Origin of the sequence: Rothia sp. HMSC062H08 (assembly GCF_001810775.1) — a bacterium.
GTDB lineage: Bacteria > Actinomycetota > Actinomycetes > Actinomycetales > Micrococcaceae > Rothia.
Genome location: NZ_KV802665.1, coordinates 63,419 through 83,437 on the forward strand (window position 1 = coordinate 63,419; position 20,019 = coordinate 83,437).

The following is a 20,019-nucleotide window of genomic DNA, read 5'->3' on the forward strand; positions in this document are numbered from 1 at the left end:
AATGGTGTTACCGCTCAGATGCAGATCCTGGAAGTCACCACCCTCACGAGTAATTGCGCTGTCGGTGCGGCGCATCGAGCTCTTCTCGTAACGGGTAATCATATGCTCGGTGCCACCCACCCAGACGGAGGAACCAGCATCCTGAACATCGAACTGGAAGCCCCACATCCTGCGCTCGTTTTTCAAATCCCAGGTTTGGGCATTCTTGGGGGTGTATGAAGGACGGTGGTGCCAAGCCACCGGGTTCGTGCTACTGCCTTGCATATGAGCGAGACGGAACGCCTCCTGGTTATTCAGCTGGGTGAAGTAACCAGCGACGTACACATCGGCATTGCCCTCAGAAGCGCTCACGCCGTTAACCGTGCCGTTAAAGACCGGACGCCAGTTCCAGTCCACCTCACCGTTGCTCAACTTAATGCGAGCCAGGTTCCTCGCATACGCGTAGGTGGGGGAGGTCTGGCCCTTCAAGTGAGTGAAGGATCCACCAATGTACAGGTAGCCATCACGCACGTGCAGGGTCTTAATCTGTACCGGTACGGAAGCGATGCGGCTGACCACGCGGATATCCCAGTCCTTAGCGACCTGACCGGTCTGCGGATCCAGAATCACAAAACCGTTGTAGTACTCTCCGTTCACCTGGTCGAAAGAACCGCCCACAGCAAGCAGGCCGTTCGGCAGAGCCTCAACCGACTTCACCTGACCGTTAATCTTCGGGCGGAAGGAACGGCGCAGCTCGCCGGTACCCACCTCGTAACCAGCCAAGAAAGCCTGCTCAACCTTCTCACCGCTTGCCGACTCAACGTACGCGAAATCGCCACCGGTAAAGACAGCGCCACCGACCTCGGTGATAGCCTCAACCTGGGTGTTCATCTCACCCTTCTTGCCGGTACCGGTCTCAGTGCTGGTACGCCACTTCCACTTCTCGGAGTAGCTATTGGGTAGCGCGCGGCGGTTACTTGCCGCAGCGCCCTGCTGGCCATAATCATGCAGACCCTTAGCCACCAAATCGTTCTGAGTCACCTTCGGGCGCAAGAACATCTGAGTAAATACCAGGGGAGTGGTCGAATCATCCGCCGGGCGGTAAATATACGCCGAAGGACGGTTCATCAGGTAGGTCTCGGTCCACCATGTAATCTTGGCGTTGCGACCGTAGGTGAAGCCCAGCTTGTAGCCCTGCGATGCCTTCTCTTCGAAGTTCAGGGAACGGAAATCATCAGAATCATGGGTGAAGATGTTACCAGCCACCTGACCACGGTTGGCGTAGTCATAACGGTTACTGTACTGCCAGGTGTTTTTGACCGAAATATTTGACCAGAACATCTTTGAACGCAAAGTCCAAGTCCATTCGGTACTGGAATCACGGTGAGCCTTAAAATCCTGCCAGGTAGTGCCCTCAACGTTCATCGCGCGATGGAAACGCACGCCATCGGGCAAATCCTGCGGACGGGTACCGTTCAGTAGCGCGTTCACGGTCACGCCGGAGAGCTGCACCGCATCAAAGCCGGTCGGGTTCTTATACAGCTGATCGGCATTACCGCGACCGTAGTAGTTCTCAGTCCAGCTCTCACGACCGCGGCCAATCATAACCCAGCCGCCGCCATCAGTTTCCTGATCGCAATAGAACTGCTCAGGAGCACTCATCGCAGGGGTGTACAGCCAGTACGCGCCGCTCTTGCCACGCGGATTATTCTGCTTAACCTCCCAGCAGCTCGCAGCCGCGCGCTCACTCGACGAACCGTCATAGTAGCGTGCATCAGCAGCCTGCGCGCCCGAAGCAATCGGACCCAAAGAAGCCGCAACCATCGCAAAAGAAGCAGCCGCCGCACCCAAAGCACGGGACCCGGAGCGAGAAGCTACGCGAGAGCCCTCAGAAGCGGAGGAAGCAGCACCCTGCGCGCGCCCTCCACGCGTGAACGGAAGAAAATTCATTTGTCTCTCCTAGAGACCTCAACCGGCACACAGCAGAAAACTGCAATTCACACAGCAACACCCACCCCACACAAGGCACAGCATAGTGACCAGGCATCGGGGTAAGGGGGAAGCGTTATGAACTGCGCTAACAGCGAGTCTGTAGCCGGAATCAGTGAGTGTAGTTATCGGAAATTGAATGAATACGCCCCACCCCTCACGCACGAAGCCAACAATGGCACCGTACCCGTACGAAGCGGAACGCTAAAAATCTGTGAAGTTTCCTCTGTCGTACCAACAGCGAAGAAACACCACAGACCAAGATTCAGCCCATCATCGGAAAGGACGGAAGCAACCCATCCGACGCAATGAATCCCAACCCATCATAGCCGCCGCAGAGGCGAAGAGATAGCAAACTGGGAAAACCGGACCGAACCAAAACTATAGAGGGCATACACCCCGGGTGCACCGCCGCCTGACCCGGACCCCGCAAACCCTGCAGAGCCCGAACCAGGCGGCGGCTCAAAGAAACTAGATCAACAATCTGACCTAAGCCTGAGCAGCTCCCGTGGAAGCCGAGAAGTTCTCAGACGCATCGATGGAACGCACATAGTAGCGAGCGCCATCAGTATGCTCAACCTCGTAGCTGGTGCCCGAGACCGTAGCAATCACACGGTCATCACGCAGCACCTGGTAGCGAGCACCGCTCTCACGAACACCAGACCAAGACAGCTTATCGGTCGAGCCATCACGCTGAACCGACAGATTCGACGGAGTCGACGGGGCGGTCACATCGCGAGGAGCAAAACGAGCAAAACCGACAGTGCGCTGCTCACCATTAGCACCCAGCGAACGGTTAATGTCGCCACCAACCCACAGGTTGCCGCGAGAATCCACGAAGGACTCCCAAACACCGTAGCCGCTAGCGCCCTTCAGAACCGGGCTGAACTCGCCGATGACTTCGCCGCTGTCCTTATCAAACGCCGCGACCAGGCGCATGCGGTGAACCGCCTTCGATTCCTTCCAGTAGGTGTGGTAACCGGTAGAACCCTCGAAGAGGACATCACCGCAGTGGCACGCACCGTAAATGGTGTTACCGCTCAGATGCAGATCCTGCCAGTCGCCACCGTACTTAGAGATAGACGAAGAAATACGGCCGTAACCGTTCTTCGAGTAGTTCGCAATCAGGTGGTCAGCGCCGCCAGTCCACACGGTCGAACCAGCATCCTGAACATCGAACTGGAACGCGTACACAATGCGGTCAGTAATGTTCAGCTTCAGCGACGGCTCCCACTCCCACTTAATATTCGAAGCGTTAGAACCATTCAGCGCCGCCAGGCGGAACGCGCGCTGGTTATTCAGCTCAGTGAAGTAACCCGCAGCGTGAACAGTCGAGTTATCGGACGCAGCGGTAATACCGTTGACCGTACCGTTAAAGTTCGGGCGCCAGTTCCAATCCACCGCACCGTTCGAGAGCTTAATACGAGCGGCACCACGCGAGTAAGCGTACGCCTTAGACGTATTGCCCTTTACATGGGTGAAGTTACCGCCAATGTAGAGGTAACCATCCTGAACCAGCAGGGTCTTCACCTGCGCGGCAGCACCATTACGGCGCTGAACCTGCACATCCCACGTGCGGTCAATCTGACCGGTGGTCGCGTCCAGAATGACGAAGTGATCAACCTTCTCGCCATTAACCTCGGTGAACTCGCCACCAACCGCCAGGCGGTTATTCGGCAGAGCCTCCAGAGCCTTAATCTGACCGTTGAAAGTCGGGCGGAAGGAACGAACCAGCTCACCCGAATCCACGTTGTAGCCAGCCAGGTACGACTGGTTCACGCGCTCGCCGCCAGCAGACTCAACATACTTGAAGTCGCCACCGGTGAAGACAGTATCGCCCACCTGAGTAATAGCCTGAACGTAGGTGTTCATCTCGTTCTTCTTGCCGGTACCAGTCTGCTCACTGGTACGCCAACGAACGGGCATCGTGTAGCTATTGGGCAGAGCACGACGGTTGCTAGCGGCAGAGCCAGAACCAATCTGCGAGAAGTTCAAGTCACGCTGAGTCAGCTTCGGACGCAGGAACACCTGGGTGAAGGGGATGGAATAACCGGCGGAACCGCGCTTCTTATAAATATAAGAATCGGCACGATCATTGCCGAAGTTCACCAGCGAACCGTACGCAAAACCAATCTGGTAGCCCTGGTTCGGGTTCGCGAAGAAACGAACCGAGCTGGTGGTAATACCCGGAGCCATTTCCGAGGGAGAACCGCCCATATGAGCGGTGCGGTTAATGCCGGCACCAGTGAACTTCACGTTGCCCCAACGCTGACCGTAGCTCATCGCCCAGGTCCACTGCTCAGTCTGAGGACGCTGAACATAAACGTTCTGCCACTGAGTGCCCCTCGCATTGTGAGCACGGTGCAGACGCATGCCGTCGGGAAGGTCCTGAGGCTTAATGCCGTTCAGCAGCGCATCGACAGTGTTTGCGGGAAGCTGGACCGGAGTAAAAGCGGAAGGGCCGGTGGGGTTCTGGTGCAGCTGATTCGGGTCGCCGGTGCCGTTGTAAGACTCGGTCCAACCCTCACGACCGCGACCAATCATGACCCAGCCGCCGCCATCAGTTTCCTGATCGCAGTAGAACTGCGCCGGGCCGCTCATCTGCGGGGTGTACAGCCAGTAAGTGCCAGAGGAGGCAGAAGGATTAACCTGCTTGACCTCGTAGCAAGAGGCAGCCGCCTTATCGCTGCTGGAACCATCATGGGTTCCGGTCGCAGCCGAGGCGGGAGTAGTAGGAGTAAGAGGTGCCGCAGTGAAAGCGGTACCAAAAGCGAGTGCGAAAGCGGCCCACTTTTTAGCAGACCATGAACGGACATGGGGCTTTTCAGTGGGTTTGTTCGTGTATGTGGTTGTCATATGCGTCTTTCTGATGCGACGTTCCGGAAGAAACATCGAAAGATACGGTGAATTTAGCGCACTAGAAAAACCGCAGTAAATACTGAAAACCTGAGGTTGGTTGGAAGAGGTAAACAGAATCCGGAAGGGGATATACTGTCTGGTTTTTCTGTAAGCGTTAATGATTAGGGTACAGGATTAAGCTGTGAAAATAATGGTGCACAAAGTGCAAAGATGTCTGTGGATGTGTGATTTGCGCCCCATGTGATGAACGTTGTGGCACAGGAACAGACACGGAAGAAAACCATACTCAAATATCACCCACGAAAGCGACAACCGAGTGCAAAAAGGAATATATTCCATCACAGAGAATACAAGAGAAAAATGCCAGAAAAAGCGGACAAGTCCTACAATGGAAAAGCCGCAAAAAAAACACCCCAAAACGCACAAAAAGCACCATGAAATAAAGGCAAATTCACTCGGACGCCCCAAACCGGTACCGCCCTATACCGACCATCCATAGCAGCCCTCCACCAGCTCAACCGCCGCAAGCGAAGACCCCAGACTCAGGAGAACCCGTGAGCACCACCCGAAAAGCTACCGCACAGCCCCTCGAAGCACCCCTGCACCCCCTCCTGAACACCCTCAACCAACTCAGCAACTGGGCCGCAATCCGCACCGCTGCCTCCGTGCACCCCACCGAACGTAGCGCACGCACCCTCATCGGTGCCGTCGGAGGAACACACGCCGCGCTCATTGCTGACATCTCCGCCGCCGTACGCGCAACCACCCCCGAAGCGCTCAGCCTCATCATCGCCCCCACCGACCGCCAAGCAGAAGACCTCGCCGCAGCCCTGCGCTCCTACCTGCCCGCCGCCGACATTGCACTCTTCCCCGCCTGGGAAACCCTGCCCCACGAACGCCTCTCACCGCGCTCCGACACCGTAGGCCGCCGCCTGCAGGTACTGCGCGCCATGACCGGGGACGCGGCTAAACGCCCCCAAGTCGTTATCGCACCCGTACGCGCCGTCATCCAGCCCATCGTCACCGGCATCGAAAAACTTGAACCCGTACACCTGGTTCGCGGCGAAGAATACCCCTTCAAAGACGTAGTACGAGGCCTCAACGATGCCGCATACTCCCGCGTAGACCTGGTTGCCAAGCGCGGCGAATACGCCGTACGAGGCGGCATTATCGACGTCTTCCCGCCCACCGCAACTACCCCCGTCCGCCTCGAATTCTTCGGCGACGAACTCGACGAAATGCGCCACTTCTCCGTCGCCGACCAGCGCACCCTCAGTGGGGGAGAAGAGCTTACCGAACTCACCCTGTTGCCCTGCCGCGAACTGCTCATCACCCCCGAGGTCATGAGCCGCGCCGCACGACTGAAAGCCGACTACCCGGCAGCCGCAGCCATGCTTGAGAAGATTGCCGGCGGAATCTACGTCGAAGGCATGGAATCGCTCACCCCGCTGCTCATCGAATCCATGAACACCCTCACCGAGCTGCTGCCGGCAGGGTCCATGATCATTAACGTCGAACCCGAGCGCGTGCGCGCCCGCGCCGAAGACCTCGTCGCCACCAACGAAGAATTCCTCGCCGCAGCATGGGACACCTCTGCAGAAGCCGACGCAGTAGCACCCATCGACCTCGGCCAGCTCCGCATGAGCGACAGTGGATTCCGCACCATCGACCAAACCACCGCACAGGCACTCGAAGCCAAGCTCAGCTGGTGGGAAATCACCGAACTCGTCACCGACGCAGACCTACTCGAAGACGCCGCCGGGGCGCTCCAGAACCAGAACATTGCCGACGCCATCGAAGACGGAATCGACACCTACACCGTCAACGCCACCCCCGCAACCGCATTCAACGGTTCCGTCGAACGCATGCTCAGCCAGGTCGGCGACCTCATCCGTCAACAGTGGACCGTCCTCGCCCTCACCAACGGCCGCGGCTCCACTGACCGACTCATCGACCTCTTCCACTCCGGCGAAGGGGCACCCGCCGTACCCGCAGCCCGCCGAACCAGCCTCGAAGCCGACCCCGCTGGCAAACTCGAACACGGCATCGTCGAGGTGTGCGAGGCGCCCGCCTCCGCAGGCATCCTCGTTGAGGAGGCGAAGCTCGCCGTCTTCACCGAAGCCGAACTGCTCGGCCGCCGCGGAACCTACGCACCCCGAGGCGCCGCCGGACAAAAATTCAAGACACGCCGCCGCCGCAACGCCGTCGACCCGCTCGCGCTGAACCCCGGCGACTACGTGGTACACGAACGCCACGGCATCGGCAGGTTCGTCGAGATGACCTCCCGCCCGGTGGCTGGTGCATCCCCGGTCAACGGCGTGCAGCCCATGAAGGAATACCTGGTCATCGAGTACGCCCCCGCCAAGCGCGGCGGCGCACCCGACCGCCTCTTCGTGCCCTCCGACCAGCTGGACCTCATCTCCAATTACGTGGGTGGCGAGAACCCGAGCCTGTCCAAGATGGGCGGCAGCGACTGGGCTAAGACCAAGTCCCGCGCTCGCAAGGCAGTCAAGGAAATCGCCGCCGACCTGGTGAAACTCTATTCGGCACGCCAGGCATCGCGCGGTCACGCCTTCGCCCCAGACACCCCCTGGCAACGAGAGCTGGAAGAATCCTTCCCCTACAACGAGACTCCCGACCAGCTCACCGCCATCCACGAGGTGAAGGAGGACATGGAGAAAGAAATCCCCATGGACCGCCTCATCTCCGGCGATGTGGGCTTCGGCAAAACCGAGGTCGCTGTACGTGCCGCATTCAAGGCGGTACAGGACGGCAAACAGGTTGCCGTGCTCGTACCCACGACCCTGCTCGCGCAACAGCACTACGAGACGTTTAGCGAGCGCTTCTCGGGATTCCCCGTGAAGATTCGCGTGCTATCCCGCTTCCAGAAGGCGAAGGAAACCCGCCAGATTACCGAAGAAATCGCATCCGGCGCGGTGGATGTGGTGATTGGTACGCACCGCATCCTCTCGGACAGCGTGGTGTTCAAGGACCTGGGCCTGGTCATTATTGACGAGGAACAACGCTTTGGCGTGGAGCACAAGGAAAAGCTCAAGCAGATGCGCACCAACGTGGACGTGCTGGCCATGAGCGCAACCCCGATTCCGCGCACCCTGGAAATGTCGCTAACCGGTATTCGTGAGACCTCCACCTTGGCGACTGCGCCGGAGGAACGCCACCCTGTGCTGACCTTCGTGGGTCCGCGAACCGACAGCCAGATTACCGCCGCAATCCGCCGCGAGCTCATGCGTGAAGGGCAGGTGTTTTTCGTGCACAACCGCGTGGCTGACATCGACGATGTTGCTGCGGAAATCGGCAAGCTCGTGCCGGAGGCGCGCATCGCCACCGCCCACGGCCGCATGAGTGAATCGCGCCTGGAGCAGATTATTGTGGACTTCTGGGAGCGCCGCTTTGACGTGCTGGTGTGCACCACCATCGTGGAGACCGGCCTGGATATTTCGAACGCGAACACCCTCATTGTCGACCACGCCCAGAACTACGGTCTGAGCCAGTTGCATCAGCTGCGTGGACGTGTGGGTCGTGGCCGCGAGCGCGCCTACGCCTACTTCCTGTACCCTGTGGATAAGACTCTCGGCGAGATTGCGCATGAGCGTCTGAAGGCGGTGGCGACCCATAACGAGCTGGGTGCGGGCCTGCAGCTTGCGATGAAGGATCTGGAGATTCGCGGTGCCGGCAACCTGCTCGGTGGCGAACAGTCCGGCCATATTGCCGGTGTCGGTTTTGACCTGTACCTGCGTCTGGTGGGCGAGGCGGTGGCGAACTACCGCGGCGAGAAGGAAGAACGCGAGGTCGAAACGAAGATTGACCTGCCCGTCAACGCGCATATTCCGCACACCTACATTGACTCGGAGCGTCTGCGCCTGCAGGCATACCGTCAGATTGCCGCCGCCGATACCGAAGAGAAGATTGCGGAGGCACGCGAGGAACTGGTTGACCGTTACGGCGAGTTGCCGGAGGCGGTCGAGAACCTGCTTGCCGTGGCGACGGTGCGTATGCACGCCCGTGCCGCCGGTATTCATGAGCTGGTGGTGTTGGGTCCGAAGGTTCGCGTGGTAACCGCTACGCCGCTGCCGGAGTCCCGCCAGATGCGCCTGAAGCGCGTGTACCCTGGCTCCACGCACGCCCAGCCGAAGGGTATGGACACCTGGCTGACGCTGGTTCCGCGCCCGAAGACCATGCCGGTGGGCGGCAAGGACCTGGTGGACGGCGCGATGCTGCAGTGGGCTGAGAAGTTCATCAACTCGATTTATGCCGAGAAGCCGCAGGCTCTCGAGGAGTAGAGACCTACAGGGGTAGGTGTCGCCCTGTCATATCGGGCGGCCGAACCATGATGCCGAACCATGAAGATGCTCGCCGTGCAGGTTGCCACAATATGGCATATCTGCACGGCGAGTGCGTTTGCCCCGTAGGGGCGGCATAGCTCACAATTAAGGCATGACTTCAAAGGTGAACTACGCATCTCAGCGAATTGTAATTATTGGTGGTGGCCCCGGCGGCTATGAGGCAGCGATGGTGGCTGCCGCATCCAACGCGGACGTGACTTTGATCGAACGCAACGCCATTGGTGGCGCCGCCGTTCTGACTGACGTTGTGCCCTCTAAGACGCTGATCGCTACGGCGGATATGATGACCCGCTTCTCCGAGGCGGGTAGCTTGGGCATTGAAAACACGAAGGGTAAGGCGCCGCAGCTTCGTGTTGATATGGACCGCGTGAACCGCCGAGTCCGCGACCTGGCCCAGCAGCAGTCTGCCGACATTAAGCGTGCCCTGGCCTCTGCTGGTGTGAAGATTATTCACGGTACCGGTAAGCTCCTGGACCGCCACACCGTGCAGGTGACTGATGAGGCGGGTCTGGTCTACCCCCTGCACGCGGACTTTGTGCTGTTGTCGGTGGGTACGCATCCGCGTGAAATGGCGACCGGTATGCCTGACGGCGAACGCATCCTGACCTGGACTCAGCTGTACAACCTCTCCGAGGTTCCCGAGGAACTGATTGTGATTGGTTCGGGTGTGACCGGTGCCGAGTTCGCTTCGGCGTATAACGGTCTGGGTTCTAAGGTGACCCTGGTGTCTTCGCGTGACCGTGTGCTTCCCGGTGAGGATGAGGACGCAGCTCGCGTGCTGGAGGACGTCTTCGAGCGTCGCGGCGTGCGAGTGATGCCGCGTTCCCGTGCGGTTGCTGTTGAGCGCACCGAGGATGGCGCCGGCGTCATCGTGACCCTGTCGGATGGTCGTAAGGTGTCCGGCACTCACTGCCTGGTGGCTATTGGTTCGATTCCGAACACTGAAGATTTGGGTCTGGAAGCAGCCGGTGTGGAGCAGACCCCGAGCGGTCACATTAAGGTGGACGGTGTGTCCCGCACGAGCGTGAACAGCATTTACGCCGCCGGTGACTGCACGGGCGTGTACCCGCTGGCTTCCGTGGCCGCGATGCAGGGTCGTATCGCTATGGCGCACATCCTTGGTGATGCGGTGCGTCCGTTGCGTACCGATAAGGTCGCGGCGAACATCTTCACCTCCCCGGAGATTGCGACCGTGGGCGTGAGCGAGAAGGACCTTGCCGAGGGCGCCTACCGTGGCGACGCGGTGACCCTGCAGCTGAGCACGAACCCGCGTGCGAAGATGATGGCGATGCGCGACGGCTTCGTGAAGATTTTTGCTCGCCGCCACTCCGGCACCGTCATCGGTGGTGTGGTGGTTGGTCAGCGTGCTTCCGAGCTGATTTACCCCATTGCTCTGGCGGTGGAGAAGAAGCTCGCGGTGGACGACCTGGCGGACACCTTCACGGTTTACCCCTCGCTCTCTGGCTCGATTGCTGAGGCTGCGCGCAAGCTGCACACTCGCGGCCTGTAAGCCGCGTATAGATACCCTGGGCTTGTAGAGAGCCGGTATCTCTGAAACGCACAAAAGCGGTGGGGGTCGCCTCCTGAATTCCTTAGATTCAGGAGGCGACCCCCACCGCTTTGCTGTAGAGACGCCTTAGCCCCTGCGAAGTTTTACTTCGTGGTGCTGACAGCGTTCATGTCCACGTCACGGGTTTCGTGAGTGAGCAGAATGAAGACAACACTCAGGATCGAGGCGAATGCCAGGTAGCCGCCCACTGCAGCCACACCGTAGGAGGTGTTCAGCCACACAGCCACGAACGGGGTCAGCGCCGCACCGAGGATGGACGCCACGTTGTAGGCGATACCGCTGGCGGTGTAACGCACGTTGGTGGGGTACAGCTCCGGCAGGTATGCGGACATGGAACCGAAGGACAGACCCATCAGGCACATACCGATAAAGATGAAGAGGGTAACCACAGCGGCGTTTGCGTTCGCGCCGGTACCAACAACGGAGGGGGAGATGAACAGACCGAAGGACAGACCGAAGACAGCCATCGCGATGGTGGTCCACAGCTGCTGGGTGCGGCGGCCGTACTTATCAGCTAGCCAACCCGAGATCGGGATGAAGATCGCGAAGCCAGTAATGGAGATCAGCTGAATGATCAGGAACTCGCGGTAGGGGATAGCCAGGCCGCCCTTATCCGCCTTGCCGATACCGTAGGAGAGGACCCAAGCGGTCATCAGGTAGAACAGCACATAGCAGGCAACCATGATGAAGGTGCCCTGAATCATGGGCCACCAAGCGACCTTGAACGCCTCAACGAGCGGGGTCTTCACCTTCTCGTTGTTAGCGGCAGCCTTGGCGAAGACGGGGGTCTCCTCCAGCTTGAAACGCACGTACAGACCAACGGCGACCATCACGATGGACAGCAGGAACGGAATACGCCAACCCCAAATGAGGAAGGGGTGCTCGAGGTTCTTCGCGTCGGTTGCGGAGTTGAAGGTAATCCAGCTGGTCAGCAACAGCATGAAGCCGTTCGCAAGCACGAAGCCGATGGGTGCACCCAGCTGAGGCCACATCGCGGCGCGGGCGCGCTTGCCATCCTCAGCGTATTCGCTCGCGAGCAGCGCCGCACCGGACCATTCGCCGCCCAGGCCCAAGCCCTGGCAGAAACGCATAATGGTCAGCATGGTCGGTGCCCACAGACCAATCTGGTGATAGGTGGGCAGCAGACCGATGATGAAGGTTGCCAGACCCATGGTGAGCAGTGCACCGACGAGGGTAGCCTTACGACCGATCTTGTCGCCGAAGTGGCCGAAGATCACGGAACCGAGGGGGCGCGCGATGAATGCGACGCCGAAGGTAGCGAAGGAAGCCAGAAGCTCGGTGGTTGCGTCCTTCGCGGGGAAGAACAGCACAGGGAACACCGCCACTGCTGCGGTGGCGTAAATGTAGAAATCGTAGAACTCGATGGTGGTACCAACGAGCGAGGCGAGAATAACTCGACTGCGAGGAGTCGTATTCTTCACCGATGCAGCAGACACTTTCGTGTCGGGTGCAGAGGTGCTCATAAGGAAAACTCCCGAAATGGTGAACTGTGTGTACAGGTGGAGCCTGAGGTAGGTGTTCCGTTGCCGGTCAGCGCGGGAGGCGGGTGTGCCGTAGGCGCGTACTGGGTGCCGTGACCGCACCGGGTGGGGTGCGGCAGGCGTCGGATTCTGAAAGGCTCCTCTAAAGTGCAACATTATAACTCTGTTCAGAAAAACCCAAACAAATACAGCCACTATCTGGACGCGAACACAAGGGTTAGCGGCGTAAATCCCACTTAAACAGGCAAGAGCGGACATAGAAAATCCCCCGGAAAGAGATGAGACATTACCTCATGCCCTCCCGGGGGATTCGTATAGCCTATGGCGCTCGCAGTCGCGAGACCGCGGTATCGAGACCTCAGTATCGAGGCGAAGCGTTACTTAATGGTCGCCAGCACCGCACCGGAGGTGACGGTATCGCCGGCCTTAGCGGACAGATCCGAAACCTTACCCGCCTTATGCGCGGTAATGGGCTGCTCCATCTTCATCGCCTCCAGCACCAGAATCAGGTCGCCCTCAGCGACGGTGTCTCCGTCAGATGCGGCAACCTTCACGATGGTGCCCTGCATGGGGCTGGTCAGCTCGTCGCCGCCACCCTTTGCCGCGCTACGTGCCGAACGGGACTTGCGGGTCTTGGATGCGGGCTTAGCGGCAGGCTTAGCACCACCGCCCAGATCGGGCAGGGACACCTCCATACGCTTGCCGTTGACCTCAACGACCACGGTGGTGCGCTCGTCCTCATCGGAGTCCACGCTACCGGGCGCGCCGGAGTACATGGGGATGGTGTTGTTGAACTCGGTCTCAATCCAGCGGGTGTGCACCTTGAACTCGCCGCCCTCAGCCGGCGCGAAGGCGGGATCATCCAGCACGACGCGGTGGAACGGGATGACGGTGGGCATACCCTCAATGGTCAGCTCAGCCAGGGCACGGCGGGCACGCTGCAGAGCCTGCTCACGATCTGCGCCGGTAACAATGAGCTTAGCCAGCATGGAGTCGAAGTTGCCGCCGATAACGTCGCCAGCCACGAAGCCAGAATCCCATCGAACACCGGGGCCGGTGGGCACGGTCAGCTTCTCGATGGTGCCGGGGGCGGGCATGAAGGAACGGCCCGCATCCTCACCGTTAATACGGAACTCGAAGGAGTGACCACGCAGAACCGGGTCCTTCTCCTCAATCTTCTCGCCGCGGGCAATACGGAACTGCTCACGTACCAGGTCAATACCCGAAATCTCCTCGGAGACGGGGTGCTCCACCTGCAGACGAGTGTTGACCTCAAGGAAGGAAATGGTGCCGTCGGTGCCGACCAGGAACTCACAGGTGCCGGCACCCTGGTAGCCAGCCTCGCGCAGAATCGCGCGGGACGCCTCATACAGGCGCTCGTTCTGCTCATCGCTCAGGTAGGGGGCAGGTGCCTCCTCAATGAGCTTCTGGTTGCGGCGCTGCAGGGAGCAGTCACGGGTGGAAACCACCACAACGTTGCCGTGCGCATCCGCCAGGCACTGGGTCTCAACGTGGCGGGGCGAATCCAAGAAACGCTCGATGAAGCACTCGCCGCGACCGAACGCCGCGGTAGCCTCGCGAACAGCGGACTCGTACATCTCGACGATGCTCTCGCGGTCACGGGCAACCTTAATGCCGCGGCCACCACCACCGAATGCGGCCTTCACCGCAATGGGCAGACCGTGCTCATCCGCGAAGGCAACAACCTCATCGGCGGACTTGACCGGATCCTTGGTGCCGGGCACCAGGGGAGCGCCCACCTTCTGCGCGATGTGGCGTGCCGCCACCTTATCGCCCAGCTGGGTAATGGACTCGGGGGAGGGGCCAATCCAGGTCAGACCCGCGTCGATGCACTTCTGAGCGAACTGCGCGTTCTCAGACAGGAAACCGTAACCGGGGTGCACGGCGTCAGCGCCGGAGCGGATAGCAATCTCAATGAGCTTATCCATCACCAGGTAGGACTGCGCCGCAGTGGCACCGCCGAGAGCGTAGGCTTCATCGGCAAGCTTCACGTGCTGGGCGTCGCGGTCCGGGTCAGCGTAGACGGCGACGGTCTGCAGACCCTCATCGCGGGCTGCGCGAATCACGCGGACAGCAATTTCACCGCGGTTAGCGATCAGAATCTTGCTGACCGGGCCGGTGTGACGGCCGGGGACTGCAGTAAATTTCTTGGCGGCTTCTGCCTGGTGCTGAGTCACTTAAAGCTCTCCTTTAATCTCCTGCTCCAAGGATACATCGGCAGGATTGGCGAATATAACGCGCATCATACTGTTCTATCTTATCGATTGGTGTTCAACAATGTGTATTTCAGGGCGCGCTTTGAGACAGATTTATACTGTGGGTTGGTTCTAATTCTCTTCCTCGGGCGGTAGCCACAACTCGGTCACCGCTACTTCGCGGCGGCGCAGCATATCGCGTAGTGCGTGGATGGACAGGCCCACCACCGTGTGGAACTCACCCTCAATACCGCGAATAAACGCCGAACCGTAACCGTCCAGGGTGAAGGATCCCGCCACCCAGAGCGGCTCACCGGTAGCAATGTACGCCTCGATTTCTTCGGGGCTGAGCTCATCAAAGTGGACGGTGGCGCTGCGCAGTTCGGAAACGGTAGGCAGGTCGGAAGCAACAGGCAGTGCGGCGCCCGGCTCAATACCGCGTAAATCCACGAGCGCGTGACCGGTATGCAGTACGCCGTAGTTGCCGCTCATCGCACTGATGCGCTCGCGTGCCGCCTCCGCCGTGTGGGGCTTGCCGTAGGCGACTCCCTCAAACTCGAAGACCGAATCGCATCCCAGAACCAGCGCATCGCGCACACCCTCGGCGGCAAGTTCAGCGGCAACTGCCTGCGCCTTCAACTGCGCCAGCAGGGAGGCGGTTTCAGCCGGGGTGAGTCCCGCACGTCCCTGCGCTCGCGCCTGTTCGTTGGCGGTAGCGAGCGCGGCGTCCTCATCTACGGAGGAGACGCGCACCGTGAACGCGATGCGGGAGTCCTCCAGGAGCTTGCGGCGAGCCGGGGAGGCGGAGGCAAGAATCAGTCGGGTCGATGAAGCGCTGGTAGTCATGGGTTCTATTTTAAGCGTTGCCGGAGAGTTTTACTTTCGGGTTTTACTCTGGGGTGCAGATTGAGGGTCACTGGGTGGAAGCCTCCGCCGGTGCGTCAGCGTTGAACACGGGTCCTTGGCCTAATCTGGGGGGCGTAACCTGGGGGCGGAGCATCGAGCTCGAAAGGCATAAAACCGGCGGGCATAAAAAAGAGCGTGTCCCATCCCCCTCAACCACGTAGGAGATGGAACACGCCGTTCAAAATCATAACTCTTCTCAAGAATTAAAGAAAAGAAGAATCAATCGTGACGTTTTTATGACGTTTGACAAATATACTTCGCCCATGCTGGGGGCATGGGGGGGGGAGAGAGAGAAGCTGCACGGCGCTAAGCAGTACCGCCTAGCGCCGTGTGCGTGAGCCTTCGCCAGATTAGCTTGCCAGATTAGCGGCGTGCCGTCTCCTCCACCTCGTGCAGACGCTGCGCCTCACCGGCGATGCGCTCATCGTAGAATTCCTGAGCCACGAAGCCGCCCTCCGAACGGGGAGCGTTGTAAAGCTCCTCATCCAGGATGCCCTCGCGGCGAGCCACAATCGCGGGAACCAGAGCTTGACCGGCAACGTTCAGAGCGGTACGGCCCATATCAACGATCGGGTCAATCGCCAGGAGCAGACCCACACCGTCCAGCGGCAGACCCAGAGTGGAAAGGGTCAGGGTCAGCATCACGATAGCGCCGGTCGTACCGGCGGTCGCTGCCGAACCGAGCACGGACACCATCACAATCAGCAGGTACTGGGTGAAGTCCAGCTGAATACCGTAGAACTGAGCTACAAAGATTGCGGCAAGAGCCGGGTAAACCGAAGCGCAGCCGTCCATCTTAGTGGTTGCACCCAGCGGAACGGCAAAGGACGCGTAGGCGCGGGGAACACCCAGGTTACGTTCTGCAACGGTCTGGGTCATCGGCATCGAACCCATCGAAGAGCGGGACACGAAGCCCAGCTGGAGCGCCGGCCACACGCCAGAGAAGTACTGGCGGACCGACAGACCATTCGCGCGAACAATAATCGGGTAGACCACGAGGAAGACCAGCAGCAGGCCAATGTAGAGCGCGATGACGAACGCGACCAGCGAACCCATCGACGCCCAACCGTAGGCGAACACTGCCTTAGCGATTAGACCCACGGTACCCAGCGGTGCCAGGCGAATAATCCACCACAGAATCTTCTGAATAATCGCCAGAGCGCTCTTGACTACGTCAATGAACGGCTTGGCTGCCTCACCGACCTTCAGCGCGGCAATACCGACTGCGCCGGAAATGACCAGGATCTGCAGCACGTTGAAGGATGCCGAGGCGGTAATGCCGGAATCGCCGGACTTAGCGCTGACACCCAGACCCAGGAAGTTCACCGGAATCAGACCGGTCAGGAACGCGGTCCACGAACCGGTCGAGCCGGTGTACGCCTTACCCTGCACCTGCGCACCCACGCCCGGCTGAACAATCAGGCCCATCGCAATACCGATGAGCACCGCGAAGAACGCGGTAATCGCAAACCAGATGAGCGTGTTAACCGCCAGACGCGCCGCGTTAGTTACCTGCGACAGGTTAGAGATGGAGGCGACCACGGCGGTGAAAATCAGCGGAACAACAGCCGCCTTCAGCAGGGTGACGTAGGAGGAGCCGATGGTATCTAAGGTCACCATGAGCCAGTTGGGGTTGCTCTTCGCGTCCCCGCCCAATGCGAGGGCGAGCGCGCCGAGAACAATACCCAGAATGAGGGAGGCAATGATTTGGTTGCCAAAAGAAGTAGCCCACTTGGGCAGACGTGAACGAGATGATGCATGCGGTGTAGACATGTGGCATACTCTAAAACTTTTGTGCACTCGGGCGCGAGTTTGTGTGAAGAAGTGTTTCAACCAGGCGCAGGGCAGGGCAGATGTGACGAATCGTGACCTTCCGGCGGCACCTTTCGGCTGTACATCCCGCAGCCCAACCAGCAACACAGCCCAACCCCGCTGCCCAACCCCGCTGCCCAACCAGCAGAGTAGCCCAACCAGCAACGCCGCCACCAGTGCCGCCAGCAGCCCCCCACATAGGCGGTTAAATCGGCTGATAGTTAATTAGGAATTGCCGCAAAAGCAAACAGAAAGGAAACAACTGCGCAACATGCGGGGAAGCTTGCTGAGATTTTGCCGTCAGCTAATAAGCCGAAAGCTAGAGCTTGATATGCTGGAATCACACCGATAGTCCGGCGAAAGTCGCCGGATGATGCTGTACCCACTCAGCTTCATGTACGCGTTGAGCAATACGCCACGCACCACCTTTCAAGGAGAGATGCATGAGTTCTGCTCCCCAATACCCCGGCGGAACCACCACCCCCAACGGCCCGAAGAAGCCCGGCAACCGCATGGAAGCAGTCGCCAACTTTGCTACCCGCGCCGCACAGACCTCTGCCCAGCAGACCCTGAACCTGGGCGCGACCCGCCCCGGCATCGCCAAGATGATTGCCGTAGCGGGCGCTGGCGTGCTGCTGGTTGGCGGTGGCATCTTCGCCTACAACTCCATGCACCAGGAAGAGAACGCGTTCCTGTCGCAGGGCGAAGAGTACGCCCGCGTCTGCCAGGACGCGAAGACCGGCCTGCGCGTGGAAGATAGCGAATGTGAGAAGGCAGGCGTTCAGGAGCCGACCGACTCATCCAGCAGCGATTCCTCGGGCTCCTCGAACTCGTCGGGTTCCTCCAGCTCCTCGGGCTCTTCTGGGTCGTCGGGCACTTCTGGCTCGACCACCACCCACAACACGTCGAATGCGTTCCTCTGGTACTACCTGGGTCGCCAAAGCGCCGCGAATTCCACCGGCACCCCCACGGTTCCCGGTGTGGGTACCAAGCTCTCCGGAGGCAGCACCACTCGCCCCAGCAACGGCACCGTCTACAGCGGCGTGTCCTCCAAGGGCGGTAGTTTCGAAGACTCCTACCGTAGTGCGAAGAAGTCCTCCACCGTCTCCTCGGGTAAGGTGACCAGCACCAATAACTCCGGTAAGACCTCTTCGGTGCGTAATAAGACCACCGGCTCGGTCTCCAGCGGTAAGCAGGGCACCAGCAATAGCGGTAGCACCGGAACGTACAGCAAGTCGAACACTTCTAAGTCGGGTTCGTCCTCGAAGTCCGGTTCCTCGTCTAAGTCGGGTTCCTCGTCCAAGTCTGGCTCTTCCTCGAAGTCAGGCAGCAAGGGCGGTTTCGGTGGCGGCTCCAAGTCCGGTGGCGGTACCTCCGGCGGCTAAGCCATAAGCCATCACACTAAATGCGGGCAGGGACTGAACGGTCCCGCCCGCATTTTCCTCACTATTTTCCAATCACTACTTCGAAGGAGCCTAGCCCCTCATGCGCCGTGAAGAATTTCCCGTCGGCCGACCCGACTGGGAGAACGTCATCATTGAGGAAGGCCTCACCTACAGCGTGGACGGCCCCCACGACACCGACCACTATTGGAACGAATACGCCGCCTACATTTTCAGCCCGCAAGAAATGGACTCTGTGCGCGCCCAGGCGGAAGAAATGCACCGCATGTGCCTGGAAACCGTCGAGTACATTGCCTCCGGTGCGTTTGGTACCCTCGGGTTGCCCCAGGCGGCGTTCAACCTCGCGGTTGAATCCTGGAACCGCCGCGACGCCGACTTCTACGGCCGCTTCGACTTCACCTACTCGGGGGTGCCCGGCGACCCGATGAAGCTGCTCGAATACAATGCAGACACCCCCACCGGCATCGTGGAGGCGGCAGTCAGCCAGAAAACCTGGGCGAAAGACCAACGCCTCGATACCCGCGGCTACGCCCACTGGGGTGAAATCGGCGAAGCCTTCACCAACCGTTGGCGCCACATCTTCGCAGCCGAAATTGCCGCTGGCGTGCAGCCCGTACTGCACCTGGCGCACGTGAGCCCCGAGATTGACGAGAACAACGAGGACTACAACAACCTCTGGCTCATCGCCTACTCGGCGCAGCAGGCGGGCATCAAAACCCACATGATTCCCATCGACGAAGTCATCTTCAACGAGGACACCAAGAGCTGGGAAGACGCCTACGGACGCGCCATCACCAACCTCTTCAAGCTCTACCCCTGGGAAGACCTGGTCACCGACAGCGAAGCAGGCTACGACAAGCTCCTCTTCGCCTACCATGACTCCATGCAGCGCTGGATTGAGCCGGCGTGGAAGATGTTCCTCTCCAATAAGCTGCTGCTTGCCGCGCTCTGGGATAAGTACCCCGGCCACCCGAACCTCGTACCCACCTACGCGGGCCACCGCGGCGGCATGCGCAACTGGGTTCGCAAACCCATCTTCGGACGCGAAGGCGACGGCGTAGAAATCTACGCCCCCGACTACGACGTCTTCATCAAGCCCGAAGACGACGACTTCTTCGCCAACGCCCCCGAAAGCGAATTCATCTACCAGGAGTACATCCCGGCACCGCGCTACGAAGGCATTATCAACCCGGTCAGCCACCCCATCCTCGGCGTGTGGGTGGTCGACGGACGCACCGTAGGCGTGGGCATCCGCGAATCGAACGGCGCGCTCACCGACTACTGGTGCCGCTTCGCCCCGCATCTGGTGGATCTGAACGACTCCACCGGCATGGGATTCGGCACCACCGACCCCGGCACCGCAAACTTCGGATAGCCCGGAATCCCGATAGATAAACCTCGCACGAAAAGACGAAGCCC

The 20,019-nt window shown here is 59.8% G+C and carries 10 protein-coding genes; 4 read left to right on the forward strand and 6 right to left on the reverse strand.

All coding sequences use genetic code 11. The annotated features are described in order from the left end of the window. The coding region (locus tag HMPREF2765_RS03035; protein ID WP_070604225.1) for a fibrinogen-like YCDxxxxGGGW domain-containing protein at positions 1 to 1,929 on the reverse strand (1,929 nt) is incomplete at its 3' end. A gap of 528 nt (positions 1,930 to 2,457) precedes the next feature. Beyond that, positions 2,458 to 4,824, reverse strand: a complete 2,367-nt coding sequence (locus tag HMPREF2765_RS03040; RefSeq protein ID WP_049352018.1) for a fibrinogen-like YCDxxxxGGGW domain-containing protein — start codon at positions 4,822 to 4,824, stop codon at positions 2,458 to 2,460. Between the two features lie 557 nt (positions 4,825 to 5,381). On the opposite strand from HMPREF2765_RS03040, the gene mfd reads away from it, so the two are divergent. Beyond that, positions 5,382 to 9,128: a transcription-repair coupling factor gene (gene mfd, locus HMPREF2765_RS03045; RefSeq protein WP_070604226.1), complete on the forward strand. Its 3,747-nt coding sequence runs from the start codon at positions 5,382 to 5,384 to the stop codon at positions 9,126 to 9,128. 154 nt (positions 9,129 to 9,282) lie between these two features. Beyond that, a complete protein-coding gene (locus HMPREF2765_RS03050; RefSeq protein ID WP_070604227.1) occupies positions 9,283 to 10,701 on the forward strand; it encodes an NAD(P)H-quinone dehydrogenase in 1,419 nt (472 codons plus the stop codon). A gap of 143 nt (positions 10,702 to 10,844) precedes the next feature. Here the strand turns inward: HMPREF2765_RS03050 and HMPREF2765_RS03055 are convergent, their stop codons facing one another. From HMPREF2765_RS03055 to HMPREF2765_RS03070, 4 genes are all read right to left on the reverse strand, one after another. Beyond that, complete coding sequence (locus tag HMPREF2765_RS03055) at positions 10,845 to 12,245, reverse strand: MFS transporter (protein ID WP_070604228.1); 1,401 nt, start codon at positions 12,243 to 12,245, stop codon at positions 10,845 to 10,847. A 395-nt stretch (positions 12,246 to 12,640) separates the two neighbouring features. After that, entirely contained in the window at positions 12,641 to 14,461 is a 1,821-nt protein-coding gene (locus tag HMPREF2765_RS03060) for an acetyl/propionyl/methylcrotonyl-CoA carboxylase subunit alpha (RefSeq protein WP_070604229.1), read from the reverse strand. Between the two features lie 150 nt (positions 14,462 to 14,611). Further along, positions 14,612 to 15,325: a Maf family protein gene (locus HMPREF2765_RS03065; protein ID WP_070604230.1), complete on the reverse strand. Its 714-nt coding sequence runs from the start codon at positions 15,323 to 15,325 to the stop codon at positions 14,612 to 14,614. 423 nt (positions 15,326 to 15,748) lie between these two features. Then, positions 15,749 to 17,158: a dicarboxylate/amino acid:cation symporter gene (locus tag HMPREF2765_RS03070; protein WP_044150697.1), complete on the reverse strand. Its 1,410-nt coding sequence runs from the start codon at positions 17,156 to 17,158 to the stop codon at positions 15,749 to 15,751. A 482-nt stretch (positions 17,159 to 17,640) separates the two neighbouring features. On the opposite strand from HMPREF2765_RS03070, the gene HMPREF2765_RS03075 reads away from it, so the two are divergent. Continuing rightward, entirely contained in the window at positions 17,641 to 18,582 is a 942-nt protein-coding gene (locus tag HMPREF2765_RS03075; RefSeq protein ID WP_070604231.1) for a hypothetical protein, read from the forward strand. Positions 18,583 to 18,682: 100 nt separating this feature from the next. Further along, positions 18,683 to 19,975, forward strand: a complete 1,293-nt coding sequence (locus HMPREF2765_RS03080) for a glutathionylspermidine synthase family protein (RefSeq protein ID WP_070507805.1) — start codon at positions 18,683 to 18,685, stop codon at positions 19,973 to 19,975. The last annotated feature ends 44 nt before the right edge of the window (positions 19,976 to 20,019 follow it).